This window comes from Streptomyces sp. NPDC104381 (genome assembly GCF_055583745.1).
Map to the genome: position 1 here is coordinate 223,985 of NZ_JBVJNK010000009.1, position 16,421 is coordinate 240,405.

The window sequence follows — 16,421 nt, forward strand, 5'->3', positions numbered from 1 at the left end:
GGTACGGGTGTCCCGCAGGCGGGTGCGGCGTAGGGGAAAGGTGGCCGGGCATGGCTTCGGACAACGGCGGCGGGGGACAGTGCGGCGAGCCGGAGTCGTCGGACAGCCTCAAGACGTTCGGCGCCGTACTCAAGGCGCTGCGCGACGAGGCACACCTGACGCAGGAGCAGTTCGCCCCTCGGGTCCAGTACTCGGCGGCGTACATCGCCAAGATCGAGCAGGGCAAGCGATTCCCGCCCAGGGACCTGCTCGACCGCTCGGAGGAGGTGCTGGGACCGGCGGCGGCACGGGTGCTGGCGGCAGCGGCCAAGAGCCTGACACGGAAGGTGGGACTGGCGTCCTGGTTCCTGCAGTGGGCGGCCATCGAGGAGGACGCCATTTCGCTGTACTCGTACGAACCCAGCGTGATTTCGGGGCTGCTGCAACCCGAGCCGTACATCCGCGCGCTCTTCGAGCGCCGCCTTCCGCCCCTCGCTGAGGAACAGTTCGAGCACCAGGTCACCGCCCGACTGGAGCGGCAGCTTCTCCTCATGGAGCGGCCCAACACCACGTTCAGCTTCATCGTCGAACAGGCCCTGTTGGAACGCCGTATGGGGGGCAACGAGGTCACTCGGGCACTCCTCGACCACCTGCTCACGGTGGGTCGACTGCGGAACGTGGAGATCCAGGCCATGCCGCTGATCCAGGAGGACCACTCAGGCTTCGAAGGACCGCTCTCCTTGGCCGAGACGCGAGAGAATCAGTGGGTGGGATACATCGAGGCCCACGACAGCAGCATGCTGATCACCGACCCGAAACCCGTAAGCGCGATGCTTCAGCGCTATGGCAAGATGCGCTCGCAGGCTCTGAGCCATCAAGCCACCACGAGTCTGCTGGAGCAGATGCGAGGAGCGCTATGAGCACCACCGAACTTGCGTGGTTCAAGAGCAGCTACAGCGGTGGCGGCGGCGGCAACTGCGTGGAGATCGCTGTTCGCTCGGAAGCCGTGCTGGTCCGGGACTCGAAGGATACGCGGGGGCCCGTGCTGACCGTCTCTCCGCGTGCATGGTCTGCGTTCGCCGGGCTGGCTGCCAACTCCCGCGTCTGAAAGGGCGCCAGGACAGCCGGTTCCTCGCTCGCTGTCCCAGTGAGATTGTGGTCATGGACACCCCATGACCATCTCTAGTGCGTCGGAGCTAGATGCAGTGGGTACCCGGCCACGCGCTGACATAGATGTCCTCGCACCTTAAGTGGGCCGCGCGAAGAGGGTCGGCCGGCGCGTATACGTCTCCATTTCCACTGATGGTCGTGAATTGCGTGGTCGGGTATGGCGGAGAGCTGAAAGGTCCACGAGTGGGCGAGGCGTGTAACCGTAGCCTATCCTGAATTTTACGATCATGAAACAATTACTCGTTTCTCCTTAGGCCATTTCGCGGCTGCCGGAACTGCATCCTCGAGCTCGGGAGAAATTAGAAGTTTTCTTCCTTTGATGCCACGTTGTAGCTCATCAAATCGTTCCCGAAAGAGAATTCCAAGTATTTTGTCGACAGGGGTAAGAGAAAGTGCCCCTACGAGGTCGGTGTGAACCTTGGCCATTTCGAGCAGCTGCTCAATAGTAATTCCTGAAGCCGAAATAAGGCCTTCGACTGTGATCGCGAATCTGCGCAGGTCCGTCGGAAGCTGCGAGGTTTCCCACAGGGTTTTCGCAGCGTCAATAATGCCATTTCTCTTGTCGAACAGGGCGTATGGGGGGTCTTCGTCCACCTGCGCCACGTTCGATATGTTCGCGAGAACATCGTCAACGATTTCAAGCAACCCGCGGAGTCGGCTGTCCAGCCGTGCTTCTCTCCAGGAAAATCGCTCACCCTTGTAAATTACATCATGTGTGGACTCTTGAAGCGCATGTTGAATGTAGGTTGTGAACTGAAGCTCAATTTTGACATCTTTGAGTTCTGGGTGTCTGTCAAGGTAATCAGAAGGGAAGCCAACGATTAGGTGAGGTTGCTGGTACCGAAAGTCGTTCGGCTTGCCGGCCTCCACGTTTTTTGCCTCGACCGTAGGGAACTTTGCCTCGATAGCCTCGATGGCTGACGAAACGTCTGAGGGATGTAGAAAAACCGCTCGCGCAGCAATCAGGTCTTCCATCTCCCAGATGCTGGAATAGTCGCCTTTCTGTAGTTTCGCGAACACGGAGTCAACAGACTTGGTCCGAACTTGAAGTGCGACTGGGCGAGCATCGTGGAGTTCCGACTTGAGGCGCGCCTGTAGCCACTCGCATCCAACGTCCAGCGATTGTTTAATCTCGCTGTACATTCCTCTGAACGAAGCGGAGACGATGGCGCGCACTCTATCGACCTACCAGTACATCACGAAGCAGCGCGGCGCGAAGCTCCCTGTTTGACTTTTTGTTCGACCCTTGCACTGCAGCAATTCGATACTCTACCGACCGTCGCGTGGTCTGCTGATCAAGCTCAGCAGCGAAACTCTCCAGCCGTTGTGCTGCTATCTCGGGCTTCGGGGCTTTCCCCTTTTCCAGCATCTCGTCTATCGCAGCCCAGAGGGAGTAAAAGTCTGCCACGTTGGAGAACCGATTGGTTCGTAGCGACGCTATCTGATTTACGTCCCGCAGGTAATCCTGAACTGCGATAAATTTCCCGTCAGCATTTGATTCGTTGGCGATCTCGCGGTCGTTTTCGGCGTAGTAGATGTCCAGATAGTCCTTGCCTTCCTGAATTCCATCCATTGAAACGACATACATCTCAGAGACGTACTCCACGTCCTGCATTCTTCGGATTCGAGCGGGTGTAACTAGCCCGATTTCTGCCCAGAAGGGATGCTCGGCGAGCTGCTCAACCTTGCGAATGAAGGCACCGTCGAACTTCGCGTGACGCAGCTCTTGCTTATTAAGTCGAGCCACGTTGCGATTCAACCGGTCGAAGGAGTCGTTCAGCTCGCCGATCGATGCGCCTTTAATGTTCTCGACTGTAAAAACGTACTCCAGGATGGAGACTCGCACTTCCTCCGGAAGCTCGGAGTAGTATTTATTGCCCAAGTCGAGATCGTTCAGATCCTCGGGGGTGGTGAATTCATCCCTCTGGAATTCAAACAGGGCCGTGAGTCGTTGCTTTCCGTCAATTACGCGATAAGTCATCGGGCGATCCACTGCGACATCTACTTGAAGGAAGATCGTGGGCGCCGGGTAGTTTCTGATGAGGGAATCAATGAAGAACTGCTTGTACGCCAAATTCCAGACGCTGCGACGTTGGTAGGGAGGGTCCAGGTCCAGTCGACCCGATGAGTTCAGATCAAGAAACCAGCCGGCGGCCTGCGTGGTGGTTGAGCGCTTGAACTGGGTGGCTGAACTGCTCATGCATGCACCTTCGTTGATGTCGTTCGAGACGGCGATTACTCCATCTGGGAACGACCATACCGCCATATCCTGACGTCAGGACAGTTTCGTTACGCATTAATCGCGCTTCGGTGCAGACCAGTTGAGTTCGAGGAGCATCAAGGATCAAACGGTAGGTCCTGGGAGCTATCGCACGAAGTCCGGCGATGATGGTTTGCCGCGGTACTGATCGGTCGGCGCGGTGGGGCTGGGCAGGGTGGGTGCGCTCTGCGTACCTCACCGGGCGCGGACGTGAGTGGCGCCCTCATGGAAGGCGGGGTGGTGAGGGGGGCCTGGGCTCGATGACTCGGGCGGGCTCTGGCGGCTGTGTTCCCGCTCGGGGGGGGCCTGGTGGCTGGTGACGTATGACTTCGGGGCCAAGGGGCGCACACCTCAACTCGCGCTTGGAGGTGTGAGCTGAGGTGTGATGGGGCCTTGGTGGTTCCGCTCCATGCGGCAATTCGCCCTGCGGTACGGCGCACGGGGTGGGCCCCAACCAGTCCTTTGTCGGGCGTGCTCAGGCCAGGAGCCATGAGCGCGATGCCTCATCGTCTTCCGCAGAGGTGATTGTTGCTCTTCTCGCCATAGAGCCTGTGGCTCGCACTCGGGGTGGGTTGCGATCCGCAGTGCCGGCCGGCCCTTCGGATCGCCGTGACGTCTTGAGTCACTTGAGTCAGGTGTTGATGCGGTTCTCCGCCCGTTTTCCCCGGTTCCACTCAGTCACCATGAGTGTGTAGCACGTACTGATTCGAGACCCCGTGCCGCTATGACGTGTCCCTCCGGCGGAGGCGAGAGCCGTGACGTTGGCTCGCCACCGGAAGGCAGGATCCTTCTTGCCGATCTTCGTGGCGAGCGCGCCGTCTTCGACTTCGTCTCCGTGGCGCCCGAGGAGCATTCCGATGCCACCGAGCAGCATGCCGTCCCAGGTCTCCTTCGTTCGCCCCCAGGCATCCTCGGCCACCTTGAGGGTGCGCTCCAGGGTGTCGGGGCCGTAAAGGTCGGTGATTCGAAGCACGCCGGCAACTGCCCCGACGGTTTGGGTACCCGTGGAACCCATCGTCAGGTTGCGTCGCCGCAAGGCGGCTTCGGTGTCTACGAAGAGAGGCAGCCCTGCTGTCAGCCCGATCTTGTACTCATCCAGGGGGGTCGGTTTGCTCGACTCCCTGTTCTTGATCAGAAACAGGACCGCTTCTTCCTGCTGGTCAAGGCCGTGGTGGACTTCTGCGACCAACTCAGGTATGTCGGTCAGTTTGGAGGCATGCCAACGGTGCATGCCATCAACGATGTACCGATCCCCATTCGCGCGCTGCGATACAACGATGGTCCCCAGCGCTTCCGGAACCAGGTTGTTGGCCAGGCTCCGAGCTCTGGCCTCGTTCAGTGTCCGTTGAGCCTTGTCGTCAATCTTCAGCTCGTCGATCGGGATCGAAATCCCGTGTTCGACCCGGTGCTTCGGTAGCTCGTACGCGTACTTCTTGGCCATGGCTGTGCCTTTCAACGCTGCGCTCAGGAGGTGGCGGTGTGCCGAAGGGATGCAGCGTCTTCACAAAGAATACACATCATCGATCTTCGAGGCAGGAGGTGTTGGGCGGTCAGCTCATCGACCGGGCGACGTAGTTGGTGGCGAAGTAGCGTTCAGTTAGTCATCCGGAGCATGGCACGCAAGGAATCGGGGGTGCGCCACGGGGAGCCGAGGTAGCTCCTGTGGCACATGCGATGACAGTTGGCGCATACGAAGGCGAGATCGCGCAGGCGCGTCTCTCTCGGGCCCGAGATGTACAGAGGTTGCAGATGGTGCACCTCGATGTAGTCCTGGCCGATCGGGCCATATTTGTCCGCAAAGTGGAATTGACAGACTTCGCACTGGATTCGCTTACCCAGGTGCTTCGCCTCTGCGACCTTCCGATTCCGAAGCGTCGGATTCCGCTCACGAAAGATTGCCCACCGTGCCAGGAGCCGCCCTTCTTGCGCCGAGTAGCCGTCAGGGTCGACCTCGTCCGGCTGTGGCGGGATCGTGGCCAGCTCTCCCGAACCGATGCCCCCTTCGATGGCGCGAGCCGCCATCATCATCTCCCCTTCACGCGTGGTGAATGCCTCTGCGATCAGTGAGGTGAGGTGGCCCCCTCGGGTCGCCTGGCGGGCATACCCCGGACGATTGGTGATCAAGTCCGCGCTTTTGCGGCTGATGCTCGCCGCAGAACGAAACTCGGGCAGTGCGCGCACTGAGCTGTCGTGGAGAGGTAGTGAGCGCAGCAGGTCGGCCAACTCGGTCGTAGCCGGTTGGTAGGTGCGCAGTTGACGCCAATCGTTCTCAACCAGGCGCGAACAGATCAGTAGTAGTTCATCCCATGTCCAAGAAGGGCTGCGCATGCGGGGCATCGTACCGGTGCTCGATCGACGTCCGCCTGAGGTTCAGGCCTGTCCGAGATCCCGGCGAGCTGTTCGCCAGCGCTCGACAGCCTGAGCTATCACCTCGGCAACCTGGGCTGGGGACTGATGTTCCCAAAATCGCAGCACCGTCCATCCTGCCGCAGCCAGATGCTCCGTCGTCTCCCGATCTCTGGCCATGTTCCGGTCCAGCTTCTCCCGCCACCACTCAGCGTTCGACTTCGGCTGCGTGGCGTGCGCGGGGCAGCCGTGCCAGAAGCAGCCGTCGATCATCACGGCGATCTTGGCCCGGGTGAAGGCGATGTCGATCGTGCGCCGTGGCATGTCCGGCACCCGCGCGTTCACCCGGAAGCGATAGCCCGCGGCATGCAGCAACTTCCGTACCGCGACCTCGGGCTTGGTGTCGCGGCGTGCCTGGCGGCTCATCCGGGCGGAAACGTCGGGGGAGGAGGGTTTGGCCGTACTCATCAGTACCAGTCTCCTACGGTCCGCCTGCTCCGCGTCCGACGGTCGGACGATCGGGTGGATGCGGCCGAAGGATGAAGCGAGATCGGCACTTCGAGCCTCATGTCCGGTCCGCCCCCGCCACCAGCACCTCCACCCCGTCCAGCACCCGCTCCAGCCCGAACTCGAAGAGGGTGTGCAGGTTCAGTTCGAAGGTGTTGTCGTCGAAGAGTGTGGACAGCACCGGGTAGGCCCGGGTCGTCTGGATCGCGTCCATGCGGGGTTCGACCGCCGTCATCCACTCGTCCGCCGTCATCCCGCTGTCCTGCCGGGCCTGCGACTCCAGTTCCACCGCCATCGCGATGCCCTGGGCGTAGCCCAGCACCGTGAGGTGGATGTGCAGCATCTGTTCCGGGGTGAGGCCGAGGCCGGTCAGGGCGGTCAGGATCCGGTCCGTGTAGCGCATCGCGTTCGGGGAGGCCGTCGGGCGGGTGAGGCCGGCCATGGCGCGGGCCAGCCAGGGGTGTTGTGCGTACTGCTTCCAGAGCCGGCGCGCCTCTTGTTCCAGCAGTGGGCGCCAGCCCGTGGGGCGCGGCTCGGGTGGGCCGCTGCCGAACACCGTTTCCGACATCAGCCGGACCAGTTCGCCCTTGCTCGGGACATGGCGGTACAGCGCCATGGTGGAGGTCCCGAACTCCGTCGCCAGGCGTCGCATCGAGAGTGCGGCCAGGCCCTCCGCGTCCGCCAGCGCGATCGCCGTACGGATGACGCGCTCGCGGCTGAGCTGTGGCTGCCTGGCCTGCGGTGTGGCGCGTTCCCGGCCGCTCTCCGCGACCACGGTGCCGATGCCGGGCACCGGGCGCACCAGCCCCTCCTGGTTCAGCGCGCCGAGCGCCTTCGTGGCCGTGGCCATCGCGACGCCCCACTCCTGCGTGATCCGGCGGGTGGAGGGCACCGGGTCGCCCGGGGCGAGCTCGCCCGAGGCGATGCGGCGGCGGATCTCCCCTGCGATACGGAGGTAGGGCGGTTCCGTGGTCATGGGGAGCAGCGTACTAGTGCACCGAGGACCATGGATTCCGCTCCAGCTGGGCATTCCTACCGGTGCACTAGGGGGCTGTTTGCGGTGTACGTCGTGGCCCGCTTCCGTGCTGCACATGGAGAACACACCCGGTCCCCGCGCGGGCCGTAAGGAATGGACCGCCCTCGGCGTCCTGATGCTGCCGCTGCTGCTCGTCTCGATGGACGTCTCCGTCCTCTACTTCGCCATCCCGTACATCAGCCGGGACCTGGAGCCCAGCGCCACCCAGCAGTTGTGGATCCTCGACATGTACGGCTTCGTGCTCGCCGGGCTGCTCATCGTCATGGGGGCCCTCGGCGACCGGATCGGCCGGCGGGCCCTGGTGCTCGCGGGGGCCGCCGTCTTCGGTGCCGCCTCGGTGGCGGCCGCGTACGCGCACTCCGCCGAGGTGCTCATCGCCGTACGCGCGCTGCTGGGGCTCGGCGGGGCCGCCCTGATGCCCTCGACCCTCGCCCTGATCCGCAACCTCTTCCACGACGCGAAGCAGCGCGGGACGGCCGTGACCCTCTGGACGGGCGTCATGACCACCGGGATCTCGCTGGGGCCCGTCGTCAGCGGGCTGCTGCTCGAACACTTCTGGTGGGGCTCGGTGTTCCTCGTCAATCTGCCCGCCATGGTGCTGCTGCTCGTGCTCGTGCCCTTCCTGGTGCCCGAGACCGCGACCGTCGCGGGCGGCAGGTTCGACCTGCTCGGCGCCGTTCTCTCGCTCGGCGCCCTCCTCGCGGTCATCTACGGCATCAAGGAGTGGGCCCGGCACGGGTACGAGCCCCTGACCGCGCTCTGCGTCGCCGCCGGGTCGGTGCTCGGTGTCGTCTTCGTGCGGCGGCAGAGGCGCCTCGACCACCCGTTGATCGACCTGGGGCTCGTGGGGCGGCGGGCCTTCGGCGGGCCGGTGCTCGCCGATCTGCTCGCGATGTTCGCCACCGTGGGCATGGCCGTCTTCTTCACGCAGTACCTCCAGTCCGTGCTCGGCCGGAGCCCCCTCACCGCCGCCCTGTGGAGCCTGGTGCCGGCCGCGGGGGTGGCCGTCATGGCACCGGCCGGGGCCGCGCTCGCCCGGCGGACCGACCGTGCGTACGTGATGGGCGGCGGGTTCGCCGTCGCAGCGTGCGGATTCCTCTGGCTGTCGCAGCTGCGCACCGACTCGCCCCTGTGGTTCGCCCTCGCCGCCGGGGCCGTGTACGCGGGCGGGCTGGTCGCCGCCATGACCCTCGCCAACGAACTCGCCCTGGGCGCGGCCCCGCCGGACCGCGCCGGGTCGGCGGCGGCCGTCCTCGAATCGGGCCAGGAACTGGGCGGGGCGCTGGGCATGGCGATCCTCGGCTCCATCGGCGCCGCCGTCTACAGCCGGGACATGGCCGACGCCCTGCCCGCCGGGGTGCCGCACGCCGACGCGGTACGCGAGACCCTGGGCGGCGCCTCGGCGGTCGCGGCCGGGCTGCCGGACGCGGTGGCGGACGCCGTGCTGTCGGCCGCGCGGGACGCCTTCGTCCATGGGCTGGGCATCGCGGCGGTGGGCGCGGCCGTCGTCATGGCCGGGGCGGGTGCGCTGTCGGCCGGTCTCCTGCGGGGGCTGGGCGGGAACACGCCGCCCGCACCGTCGTCGTCGGACGGTCGGCCCACCGCGTCGGCCCGCTGATCCGCGGCGCCCGCCCGCCGACCGCCCCCGGCCCGCTGATCCGCGGTGTCCGTCCAGCGGCCCGCCCGCGGCCCGCTCCGGTAGCGGCCCGTGGGTCGCGGGCCGATGCTGGTTGCGTACGTGTCCACGAGTGCGAAGGCCCGGTCGCGGGCCCCGCGAGGGGGCGAAGGAGCGAAGCTCATGGCTGATGCGCCCCTGCTGGTCGTGGACGGTGCCGGAGCGGTCACCGGCTGGAGCCGGGCGGCCGAGCGGCGCTTCGGGCACGCCACCGCCGACGCGCTGGGCCTGCGCCTCACGGACGTACTGGCCGGCGACACCCTGCGGGCGGACAGGAGCTCCGAGGACGGGGATGCCGAGGACCGGGGCGCCGAGGACCGGGATCCCTACGGCGGGAGAGGCGCCCACGGCGGGCACGGGGACGGGGACGACGGAGCGGCGGGCGGGACGCCGTACGCCTGGCCCGGGCTGCGGCTGGAGCGGATTGCCGGGGCGGGGTGGGCCCTGTGGGAGACCGACGACGCGGGTGCCGGGCCCGGGGACGCCATCGGGCAGGCCCTGCTGGAGGTGCTGTTCACCCAGGAACGCGTACGCATCCATGTGCTCGACCCGGACCTCCGCCTCCTACGGATCAGTGACTCCTCCATGGACCCCGACACGGACGAGACCGCCCGGCTGCGCGGCCGGCCGTTCCGCGAGGTGTGCGCCTTCCAGGAGCCGGAGCGGGTCGACGCCCACATACGCGAGGTCCTGCGCACCGGCGTGCCCTGCGTCGAGTGCTCGTTCCGCGCCCGCCCCGGTGATGTGGCCGGCGGACGGCGCACCCTCTCCCTGACGGCGTACCGGCTCCAGGAGGGGCACGGGACGCTGCCGGGTGACCGAGGCGCCGTCCTGGGGGTCGTCGTCTCCGTGATCGACATCACCGAGCGGGTGAGCCGCCAGGCCCGCACCGCGGCGCTCGCCGCGGTGCGCGAGAGCGTGGGCCGGACGCTGGACGTCGAGGCCACCTGCCGGGACCTCGTCGCGGCGCTCGTCCCCGATTACGCCGACATCGGCGTCGTCGAGGTCGTCGACGCCGTCCTGCGCGGCGAGACACCGCAGCCCGGGCCGCTCGGCCGGGACGTGCCCCTGCGGCGCGCCGCGTACGACGGCGGGCCGCTCTCCGCGCACCCGGTCGGGGACGTGCGGGCCGTACCGCCCGGGACGCCGTACCAGCGGGCCCTGTCCGACCTGCGGGCCCGCGTCGTCCCGCTGGAGAACGCGGGCTGGACCGACGCCGACCCCGCGCGGGCGCGATCCATCCGGCGGGCCGAAGCCCACACGCTCCTGCTGGCCCCGCTGACGCTGCGCGGAGCCGTCCTCGGGCTGGTGAGCCTCTACCGGTCCGGCGACTCCGAGGCCTTCACCGAGGAGGACATCCCCGTGGTGGAGGCGGTGGCGTCCCGTACGGCTCTCGGCATCGACAACGCCCGCCGCTACGTGCACGAATACACCATCGCCAGCGCTCTCCAGCGCCAGCTGCTGCCGCAGCGCCCGTCCCCCCAGCCCGCGGTCGAGACGGATCACCTGCTGCTGCCCGGCGGAGGCGCGGGCAGCTGGTTCGACACCATCGCGCTGCCCGGCGCCCGTACCGCCCTCGTCGTCGGGGAGGTCGGCGCCGGAGGCATCCAGGCCGCCACGACCATGGGGCAGTTGCGCACCGTCGTCCACGCCCTCGCCGCGCTCGACCTCGAACCGGACGAACTGCTCGCGAGGCTGTACGACACCGCGGACCGGCTCGCGCGGGAACGGGCCGAGCTGCCGCAGAGCGACCCGCTGCACCAGGAGCCACTGACCGCGACCTGCGCCTACGCCGTGTACGACCCGTTCACCGAGACGTGCACCGTGGCCTCCGCCGGGCACTCCGCCCCCCTCGTCATCGACGCGGACGGCGGCTGCGCCGCGGTCGCCGTCCCCCAGGGCCCGCCCCTCGGCTCGGAGGAACGCGGGCCCGTCGCCGCGGCCTCGTTCCCGGTCGGGGAGGGCAGCCTGATCGTGCTCCACAGCAAGGAGATGCAGAGCCATGCCCATCCCAGGACGGGCTTGCTGCGCCAGGCACTCACACCTCCGGACCGGCCGCTGCGGGAGCTGTGCGACGCGGTCGCCTACGCCCTGCCCGACTCCCTCGGCCTCCAGGGCTCGGCCCTGCTGCTGGCCCGCACCCATGCGATGCCGGAGAACCGGTACGCCACCTGGGAGCTCCCCTACGACACGTCCGCCCCGGCCACCGCGCGCCGCCTCACGTCCAGGACGCTGACGGACTGGCACATCGGCGGCGACACCGGTGACGCGACCGAGCTGATCGTCAGCGAGCTGGTGACCAACGCCGTACGCTACGGCAGCCCGCCGGTGGAGCTGCGCCTCATCCTCGACCGGGGGCTGACCTGCGAGATCCGGGACGGCAGCACCACCGCCCCGTACATGAAGTACGCCGGTACGGTCGACGAGGGCGGGCGGGGCCTCTTCATCATCTCCCAGCTCGCCTCGCTGTGGGGCACCCGCTACGGGCCCGACGGCAAGATCGTCTGGTCGGAGCAGGCGATGCCGGGGGAGGGCGAAGAGGCCTGAGACCGGGCCTACTCGTCCTCGGCGAGCGTGTGCGCGACGACGGCGTTGGCGTGGCCGTGGCCCATGCCGTGCTCGGTCTTCAGCCAGGAGACGAGCTCCATGTGCTTGGTCAGGGGCGAGGAGCGGATGAGCTCCTTCCACTCCGTGACCGGGCGGCCGTACTTCTTCTCGATCGAGGGGAAGTAGCTCGCGGGGCCCTTCACTGCGTCGGTCATGTCGTCGTGTCCCGTCCTTCGTTCCGTCGTGGCGGACCCACGGGTCAGCGTGGGCCTCTCGGGAACCAAGACCGCCGGCGGACCGAAAAGTGATCGGTGCGCGGGGGCCGAGGTGCGCGCCGCGTACGGGTGTTCACGGGCAGACGGCGCCTCGGGCGGATCCGGGCGGATCCGGGCGGATCCGGGCGGATCCGGGCACCCCGGGCATCCAGGGCGGCCGACGGCGGGCCGCGCCGCCGTCACCCCGCCCCGTGGCACCCGCGGTACGGACGGCCCGAACCGCACCAGCACGCCGCGCTGCGCGCCGGGGGCCACGGGACGGCGCGGCCCCGGGCCGCCAGCGTCGTGGCGTACTGGGGGAGCAGGTCCGGGTCGGACGGTGACGCGGCCTCCGACGCGGCGAACGCCTCGTAGGAGGGGACCGTGCCCGTCACGATGCCGAGATTCGGCGTGCCCGTGGCGTGCAGGTCCCGCAACGCCGCCTCCAGGCGCGCCAGATGGTCCTGGTGCGAGAGGTACTCCTGGGCCAGCTCCGGGTAGGCGGCGAGGAGTTCGCGCAGTTCGTCCTCGGGCCAGTGCAGCACCGCGACGGGGAACGGGCGGGACAACGCGCTGCGGTAGGTGCCCAGTTCGGCGCGGAGCCGGTTGATCTCGGCCTGCAGCTCGCCCGGGTCCGAGGAGCCGAGGGACCACAGGCGCTTCGGGTCGTGCAGCTCGTCCAGGGGGACGGCGGCCGTGTGCAGGGTGTCGGCCAGCTCGTCCCACGCGTCGTGGGCGACGCCCATCAGCCTGCGCACCCGGTGCCGCCCGGTCAGCAGCGACTGGGTGGCGTACGGGACTTCCTCGCCCGGCGCGAGGAGCAGGGTCAGCGCGGTCGAGAAGAAGTCGTGGGCCGCCTCCAGCTCGTCGTGCGCTTCGAGCGTCTCCGCGGCGATCTCCCACGGTGCCGCGTCGAGCGGGCCGGCGGAGCGGATGCCGTCGATGATCGCGCGGGCCTCCGCCTCATGGCCGTACTCCCACAGATTGGCCGCTTTGAGCGCTTTGACCAGGTGCGGCTGGTCGATGGTGGTTCCGGCGGAGGCGAGCAGCTCGTCGTAGAGGGTGCTCGCGCGGGCGCGTTCACCGGCGAGCTCCAGGTGGGCCGCGGCCTGGAGGAACAGCGGTTCGTGGTCCTCGGGATACTGCGCCGCGGTGCGCAGCAGGCGCTCGGCTTCGGTGATGTGGTCGGCAGGCGTGTCGGGGCGCATGGCCACACGGTACTGCGGCTCGGGCGAGAGGTGAGAGGGCGTGGACCGCAGCCGTGATGAAGCCCTCAGGGCGCGGGGGAGAACACTCGGGGCGGCCGTGGAAGAGACCGCGGCCGCCCCGGGAGGGCTCAGCGCTGCCGCAGGAGGAGGACGGCCGCCGTGGCCAGGAGCGCCAGGCCGGCCGAGAGCAGCACCGCGCCGTCGGCGCCCGCAGGGGTCGTCGCCACCGCGATCGTCACGGCCACACCGGCCGAGGAGCCGAGATAGCGGGCGGTGTTGTTGGCACCGGACCCCATGGCCGCCCGGTCCGGCGGCACGGACTCGACCGCGAGCCGGGGCAGCGCCGCGTTGATCAGGCCGCTGCCCGCGCCGGAGACGATCAGGGCCGGGACGAGACGCGCCCACACCGAGGGCCCCGGGGCACCCGTCAGGATCCCCACCATGGGCAGCATCGCCACCGCGTGGAGCGCGAAGCCGGCCGCCAGCTGGTGACCGGCCGTGACCCGGCCGGTCAGCCGCCGGGACTGGAGGGCCACCAGGAACGACGTACCGGACCAGAGCAGGAACAGCCAGGCCGCGTCGAGCGCCGACAGCGACAGCGCGTGCTGGAGCAGGGTCGGCAGATAGCTGAACAGGCCGATCACCGAGAGCCCGGTGAACAGGCCGCCGACCGCCGCCGCCAGGAAGGCGCGGCTGCGGAACAGCGCCAGGTCGATCAGCGGGGCCGCCGCCCTTCGCTCCACGGCGGCGAACACGGCGGTCAGGGCTGCCGCCGCGAGGAGCAGCAGGCCGACCGGGGCGCGCAGCCAGCCGTCCCGGCCGAGCGTCAGGGCCGTCAGCAGCGCGGTCATCGCCAGGCCGAGCACGGCGGCGCCGGCCAGATCGGGGCGGCCGGCGCGGGGAGCCCGGGACTCCGTGAGCGTACGGAAGGCGAAGGCGCCGGTGACGAGAGCGCCGAGGCCCAGGGCGAGGTACGTCAGCCGCCAGTCCAGGGTGCCGAGCGAGCTCGCCAGCAGCGGGCCGAGCGCGATCCCGGCGCTCACGAACGCCCCCCACACCCCCATCGCCCTGATCCGCGTGTGCCCGGCCGGGTACGCGCCGACCAGCAGCCCGAGGCTGGAGGCCAGGATCGCCGCACTCGCGGCACCCTGGCCGGCCCGGGCGAGGGTGAAGCCGAGGGTGCCCGTGGTGAGGGCGCCGAGCGCGGTGGTGAGCCCGAGGCCGAGGGTGCCGATCAGGAAGAGCCGGCGGCGGCCGAAGTCGTCGGCGAGGCTGCCCGCCACCAGCAGCAGCACCGCGAGCCCGAGCGGCGCCCCGTTGAGCAGCCAGGCCTGGGCGGCGGGCGGGGTGGCGAAGGCCGCGGAGAGGGCGGGGAGCGCCGTCATCGGAGCGGTGTAGTTCATCAGCGCGACGGCGGTGGCCGCGCTCGTGACGGCGAGGGTCGCGCCGGGCCGGTGCGCCGGCCGGACGCTGCCGGGCCTCCGCTCCGGGGTGAGGCGGGTCCGTACGGGCTGCTGGGTCATGACGTCCCTCCGGGACCGGCCCACCCGGAGCCGGCTGCACGGGCAGGTTCGGTGAATGAACCCACTGAGGCGCGTCACGCTAGCACGCTTAGGTTCATTCATCGAACCCAGGGCGTAAAGTGTTCACATGGCTCTCGGCAAGGACTACGCGGCACAGCAGTGCTCCATCGCCCGCGCGCTCGAAGTGATCGGCGAGCGCTGGACCCTCCTCGTCGTACGGGACGCCTTCTACGGCGTGCGCCGCTACAACGACTTCCTCAACCACCTCGGCATCCCGCGCGCCGTCCTCGCCGCCCGCCTCCAGGCGCTCACCGAGGCGGGGGTCCTCGCCAGGCGGCGCTACCAGGAATCACCCCCGCGCGACGAGTACGTCCTCACCGACAGGGGCAAGGCCCTCTGGCCCACCCTGCGCTCCCTCGGCCTCTGGGGCCGCGACCACACCGAGGGCACGCTCCCCATGCGTTACTTCGTCCACGCGGAGTGCGGCACCGAACTCGGGGCGTTCGGGCAGTGCCCGGCCTGCGGGAACATCGGCGTAGCGCCCGAGGACGTGGAGATGCGCCCCGGCCCCGGACTCGACCCCGATCCCCAGGACCCGGTCAGCCGGGCGCTGCTCGCCCCCCGGCGGCTCCTTCTGCCGCTGGACGCCGATCGTGTATAACGGCTGGAGGACATGACGGACAGCGAAGCGAAGGGGAGGGGCCGATGAACGACGACATGAACCGTGTACGCCGCGCGGTCGTCCGCCTCCTCCGCCCCGCCGCCCTCCTCGTCCTCTTCCTCACCGAGGTCCTCCTCGCCGAGGGCGGCAGCCTCTCCGCCGCCGTCGCGCTCGCCGCCACCGCGGCCGCCGGCTCGGCGCTCCTCGTCTGCTCCGTCATCAGCGCGCGCTGCGCCGGCCCCGTGCCCCGTACGAGAGTGCGCACCGCCATCCGCGACCGGGAGAAGCGCACCGCCTTCCTCCCGCAGCGTGACCCCGACGCCCGGGGACGCACCAGGCCCCGAGCACCCGGGGCCGCCCTCCTGACGGCCGCGTAGAGGGCTCACCTTCCACGACCTTCCGCGCGGATCGTCCTGCTGAGTACCCGGACCGACCGGTCCCACTCCCCAGCACGACGAGACCCCCGGAGGGCTCACCCATGTCCGCGTTCATGTCCGCTTTCGCGAGCCTGGTCGGCGCGTTCGCCGATCTGCTCCAGCCCCTCTTCCAGGGCGCTTCCACCGCCGCCGCGATCGTCCTGTTCACCGCGCTCGTACGGCTCGCCGTCCACCCCCTCTCGCGGGCGGCGGCACGCGGGCAGAAGGCCCGCACCAAGCTCCAGCCGCAGATCGCCGAGCTGCGCAAGAAGCACGCCAAGAACCCCGACCGGATGCAGAAGGCGCTCATGGAGCTCCACGCGAAGGAGAAGGTCTCGCCCCTCTCCGGCTGCCTGCCGAGCCTGCTCCAGATGCCGGCCTTCTTCCTGCTCTACCACCTCTTCTCCAGCCGGCGGATCGGCGGCGACCCCAACGCGCTGCTCGGCCACGAGCTCTTCGGGGCCCCGCTCGGCGAGCGCTGGCACAACGCGCTCGCCGACGGCGGGGTCTTCGGACAGCAGGGGCTGGTCTACCTCGCCCTCTTCGCGATCGTCGCGGCCGTCGCCACCTTCAACTACGGACGCACCAAGCGCCAGATGGCCGCGAACCCGATGACACCGGCCACCGGCCCGGACGGACAGCCCGTGCCCGGCATGGGCGCGATGACGAAGGTCATGCCGCTGATGTCCTTCCTGACCCTCGTCTCCGTCGCCTACGTGCCGCTCGCCGCCGCGCTCTACATCATCACCAGCACCACCTGGACCGCCGTCGAGCGCGCCTACCTCTACCGGGAGACGGCCCCGGCGGCGGAGCCCGCCCTGGCCGCCGCGCCGTAGGGG

General features: G+C 68.7%; 16 protein-coding genes. 7 read left to right on the forward strand and 9 right to left on the reverse strand.

Annotation, left to right across the window (positions count from 1 at the left end; translation table 11 throughout):
- Positions 1–50: 50 nt before the first annotated feature.
- Both ACZ607_RS30020 and ACZ607_RS30025 read left to right on the forward strand, forming a co-directional pair.
- On the forward strand, positions 51–899 hold the full coding sequence (locus ACZ607_RS30020) for a helix-turn-helix domain-containing protein (RefSeq protein WP_469739831.1): 849 nt from the start codon (positions 51–53) through the stop codon (positions 897–899).
- Entirely contained in the window at positions 896–1,087 is a 192-nt protein-coding gene (locus ACZ607_RS30025) for a DUF397 domain-containing protein (protein ID WP_469739833.1), read from the forward strand. Before ACZ607_RS30020 ends, ACZ607_RS30025 begins: the two co-directional genes overlap by 4 nt.
- A gap of 287 nt (positions 1,088–1,374) precedes the next feature.
- Here the strand turns inward: ACZ607_RS30025 and ACZ607_RS30030 are convergent, their stop codons facing one another.
- The 6 genes from ACZ607_RS30030 to ACZ607_RS30055 all read right to left on the reverse strand — a co-directional run bounded on the left by ACZ607_RS30030 (position 1,375) and on the right by ACZ607_RS30055 (position 7,238).
- Positions 1,375–2,325 (reverse strand): hypothetical protein, encoded by a 951-nt coding sequence (locus ACZ607_RS30030; protein WP_469739835.1) that lies wholly within the window; start codon positions 2,323–2,325, stop codon positions 1,375–1,377.
- Between the two features lies 1 nt (position 2,326).
- The gene (locus ACZ607_RS30035) at positions 2,327–3,349 is read right to left on the reverse strand and encodes a DUF262 domain-containing protein (protein WP_469739837.1); all 1,023 of its coding nucleotides are present in this window, start codon (positions 3,347–3,349) and stop codon (positions 2,327–2,329) included.
- Between the two features lie 691 nt (positions 3,350–4,040).
- Complete coding sequence (locus ACZ607_RS30040; protein ID WP_469739838.1) at positions 4,041–4,850, reverse strand: DUF6551 family protein; 810 nt, start codon at positions 4,848–4,850, stop codon at positions 4,041–4,043.
- Between the two features lie 152 nt (positions 4,851–5,002).
- Positions 5,003–5,737: an HNH endonuclease gene (locus tag ACZ607_RS30045; protein WP_469739839.1), complete on the reverse strand. Its 735-nt coding sequence runs from the start codon at positions 5,735–5,737 to the stop codon at positions 5,003–5,005.
- A gap of 42 nt (positions 5,738–5,779) precedes the next feature.
- The gene (locus ACZ607_RS30050; RefSeq protein WP_469739840.1) at positions 5,780–6,223 is read right to left on the reverse strand and encodes a very short patch repair endonuclease; all 444 of its coding nucleotides are present in this window, start codon (positions 6,221–6,223) and stop codon (positions 5,780–5,782) included.
- Positions 6,224–6,320: 97 nt separating this feature from the next.
- Entirely contained in the window at positions 6,321–7,238 is a 918-nt protein-coding gene (locus tag ACZ607_RS30055) for a TetR/AcrR family transcriptional regulator C-terminal domain-containing protein (RefSeq protein WP_469739841.1), read from the reverse strand.
- Between the two features lie 115 nt (positions 7,239–7,353).
- Here ACZ607_RS30055 and ACZ607_RS30060 point away from each other — a divergent pair, with 115 nt between their 5' ends.
- Both ACZ607_RS30060 and ACZ607_RS30065 read left to right on the forward strand, forming a co-directional pair.
- Positions 7,354–8,916 (forward strand): MFS transporter, encoded by a 1,563-nt coding sequence (locus tag ACZ607_RS30060; protein WP_469739843.1) that lies wholly within the window; start codon positions 7,354–7,356, stop codon positions 8,914–8,916.
- Positions 8,917–9,096: 180 nt separating this feature from the next.
- The gene (locus ACZ607_RS30065; RefSeq protein ID WP_469739845.1) at positions 9,097–11,520 is read left to right on the forward strand and encodes a SpoIIE family protein phosphatase; all 2,424 of its coding nucleotides are present in this window, start codon (positions 9,097–9,099) and stop codon (positions 11,518–11,520) included.
- An 8-nt stretch (positions 11,521–11,528) separates the two neighbouring features.
- Here the strand turns inward: ACZ607_RS30065 and ACZ607_RS30070 are convergent, their stop codons facing one another.
- The 3 genes from ACZ607_RS30070 to ACZ607_RS30080 form a co-directional block, all read right to left on the reverse strand.
- A complete protein-coding gene (locus ACZ607_RS30070) occupies positions 11,529–11,735 on the reverse strand; it encodes a DUF4287 domain-containing protein (protein ID WP_469739847.1) in 207 nt (68 codons plus the stop codon).
- Positions 11,736–11,974: 239 nt separating this feature from the next.
- Positions 11,975–12,982 carry an SEC-C metal-binding domain-containing protein gene (locus ACZ607_RS30075; protein WP_469739849.1) on the reverse strand — a complete coding sequence of 336 codons (1,008 nt, stop codon included), beginning with the start codon at positions 12,980–12,982 and terminating at the stop codon, positions 11,975–11,977.
- 128 nt (positions 12,983–13,110) lie between these two features.
- The gene (locus ACZ607_RS30080; RefSeq protein WP_469739851.1) at positions 13,111–14,505 is read right to left on the reverse strand and encodes an MFS transporter; all 1,395 of its coding nucleotides are present in this window, start codon (positions 14,503–14,505) and stop codon (positions 13,111–13,113) included.
- A 127-nt stretch (positions 14,506–14,632) separates the two neighbouring features.
- On the opposite strand from ACZ607_RS30080, the gene ACZ607_RS30085 reads away from it, so the two are divergent.
- From ACZ607_RS30085 to ACZ607_RS30095, 3 genes are all read left to right on the forward strand, one after another.
- Positions 14,633–15,166 carry a winged helix-turn-helix transcriptional regulator gene (locus tag ACZ607_RS30085; RefSeq protein ID WP_469739853.1) on the forward strand — a complete coding sequence of 178 codons (534 nt, stop codon included), beginning with the start codon at positions 14,633–14,635 and terminating at the stop codon, positions 15,164–15,166.
- 44 nt (positions 15,167–15,210) lie between these two features.
- Positions 15,211–15,543, forward strand: a complete 333-nt coding sequence (locus ACZ607_RS30090) for a DUF6412 domain-containing protein (RefSeq protein ID WP_099172798.1) — start codon at positions 15,211–15,213, stop codon at positions 15,541–15,543.
- A gap of 101 nt (positions 15,544–15,644) precedes the next feature.
- Entirely contained in the window at positions 15,645–16,418 is a 774-nt protein-coding gene (locus ACZ607_RS30095; protein WP_469739855.1) for a YidC/Oxa1 family membrane protein insertase, read from the forward strand.
- Positions 16,419–16,421 lie beyond the last annotated feature (3 nt).

Excerpts from the sequence above, each read along its gene's own strand:
- ACZ607_RS30045 (WP_469739839.1), bottom strand. The coding sequence starts at position 5,737 with ATGCGCAGCCCTTCTTGGACATGGGATGAACTACTACTGATCTGTTCG.
- ACZ607_RS30025 (WP_469739833.1), top strand. The coding sequence starts at position 896 with ATGAGCACCACCGAACTTGCGTGGTTCAAGAGCAGCTACAGCGGTGGC.
- ACZ607_RS30035 (WP_469739837.1), bottom strand. The coding sequence starts at position 3,349 with ATGAGCAGTTCAGCCACCCAGTTCAAGCGCTCAACCACCACGCAGGCC.
- ACZ607_RS30060 (WP_469739843.1), top strand. The coding sequence starts at position 7,354 with ATGGAGAACACACCCGGTCCCCGCGCGGGCCGTAAGGAATGGACCGCC.
- ACZ607_RS30095 (WP_469739855.1), top strand. The coding sequence starts at position 15,645 with ATGTCCGCGTTCATGTCCGCTTTCGCGAGCCTGGTCGGCGCGTTCGCC.
- ACZ607_RS30080 (WP_469739851.1), bottom strand. The coding sequence starts at position 14,505 with ATGACCCAGCAGCCCGTACGGACCCGCCTCACCCCGGAGCGGAGGCCC.
- ACZ607_RS30070 (WP_469739847.1), bottom strand. The coding sequence starts at position 11,735 with ATGACCGACGCAGTGAAGGGCCCCGCGAGCTACTTCCCCTCGATCGAG.
- ACZ607_RS30085 (WP_469739853.1), top strand. The coding sequence starts at position 14,633 with ATGGCTCTCGGCAAGGACTACGCGGCACAGCAGTGCTCCATCGCCCGC.
- ACZ607_RS30020 (WP_469739831.1), top strand. The coding sequence starts at position 51 with ATGGCTTCGGACAACGGCGGCGGGGGACAGTGCGGCGAGCCGGAGTCG.
- ACZ607_RS30075 (WP_469739849.1), bottom strand. The coding sequence starts at position 12,982 with ATGCGCCCCGACACGCCTGCCGACCACATCACCGAAGCCGAGCGCCTG.
- ACZ607_RS30090 (WP_099172798.1), top strand. The coding sequence starts at position 15,211 with ATGAACGACGACATGAACCGTGTACGCCGCGCGGTCGTCCGCCTCCTC.
- ACZ607_RS30055 (WP_469739841.1), bottom strand. The coding sequence starts at position 7,238 with ATGACCACGGAACCGCCCTACCTCCGTATCGCAGGGGAGATCCGCCGC.
- ACZ607_RS30040 (WP_469739838.1), bottom strand. The coding sequence starts at position 4,850 with ATGGCCAAGAAGTACGCGTACGAGCTACCGAAGCACCGGGTCGAACAC.
- ACZ607_RS30065 (WP_469739845.1), top strand. The coding sequence starts at position 9,097 with ATGGCTGATGCGCCCCTGCTGGTCGTGGACGGTGCCGGAGCGGTCACC.
- ACZ607_RS30050 (WP_469739840.1), bottom strand. The coding sequence starts at position 6,223 with ATGAGTACGGCCAAACCCTCCTCCCCCGACGTTTCCGCCCGGATGAGC.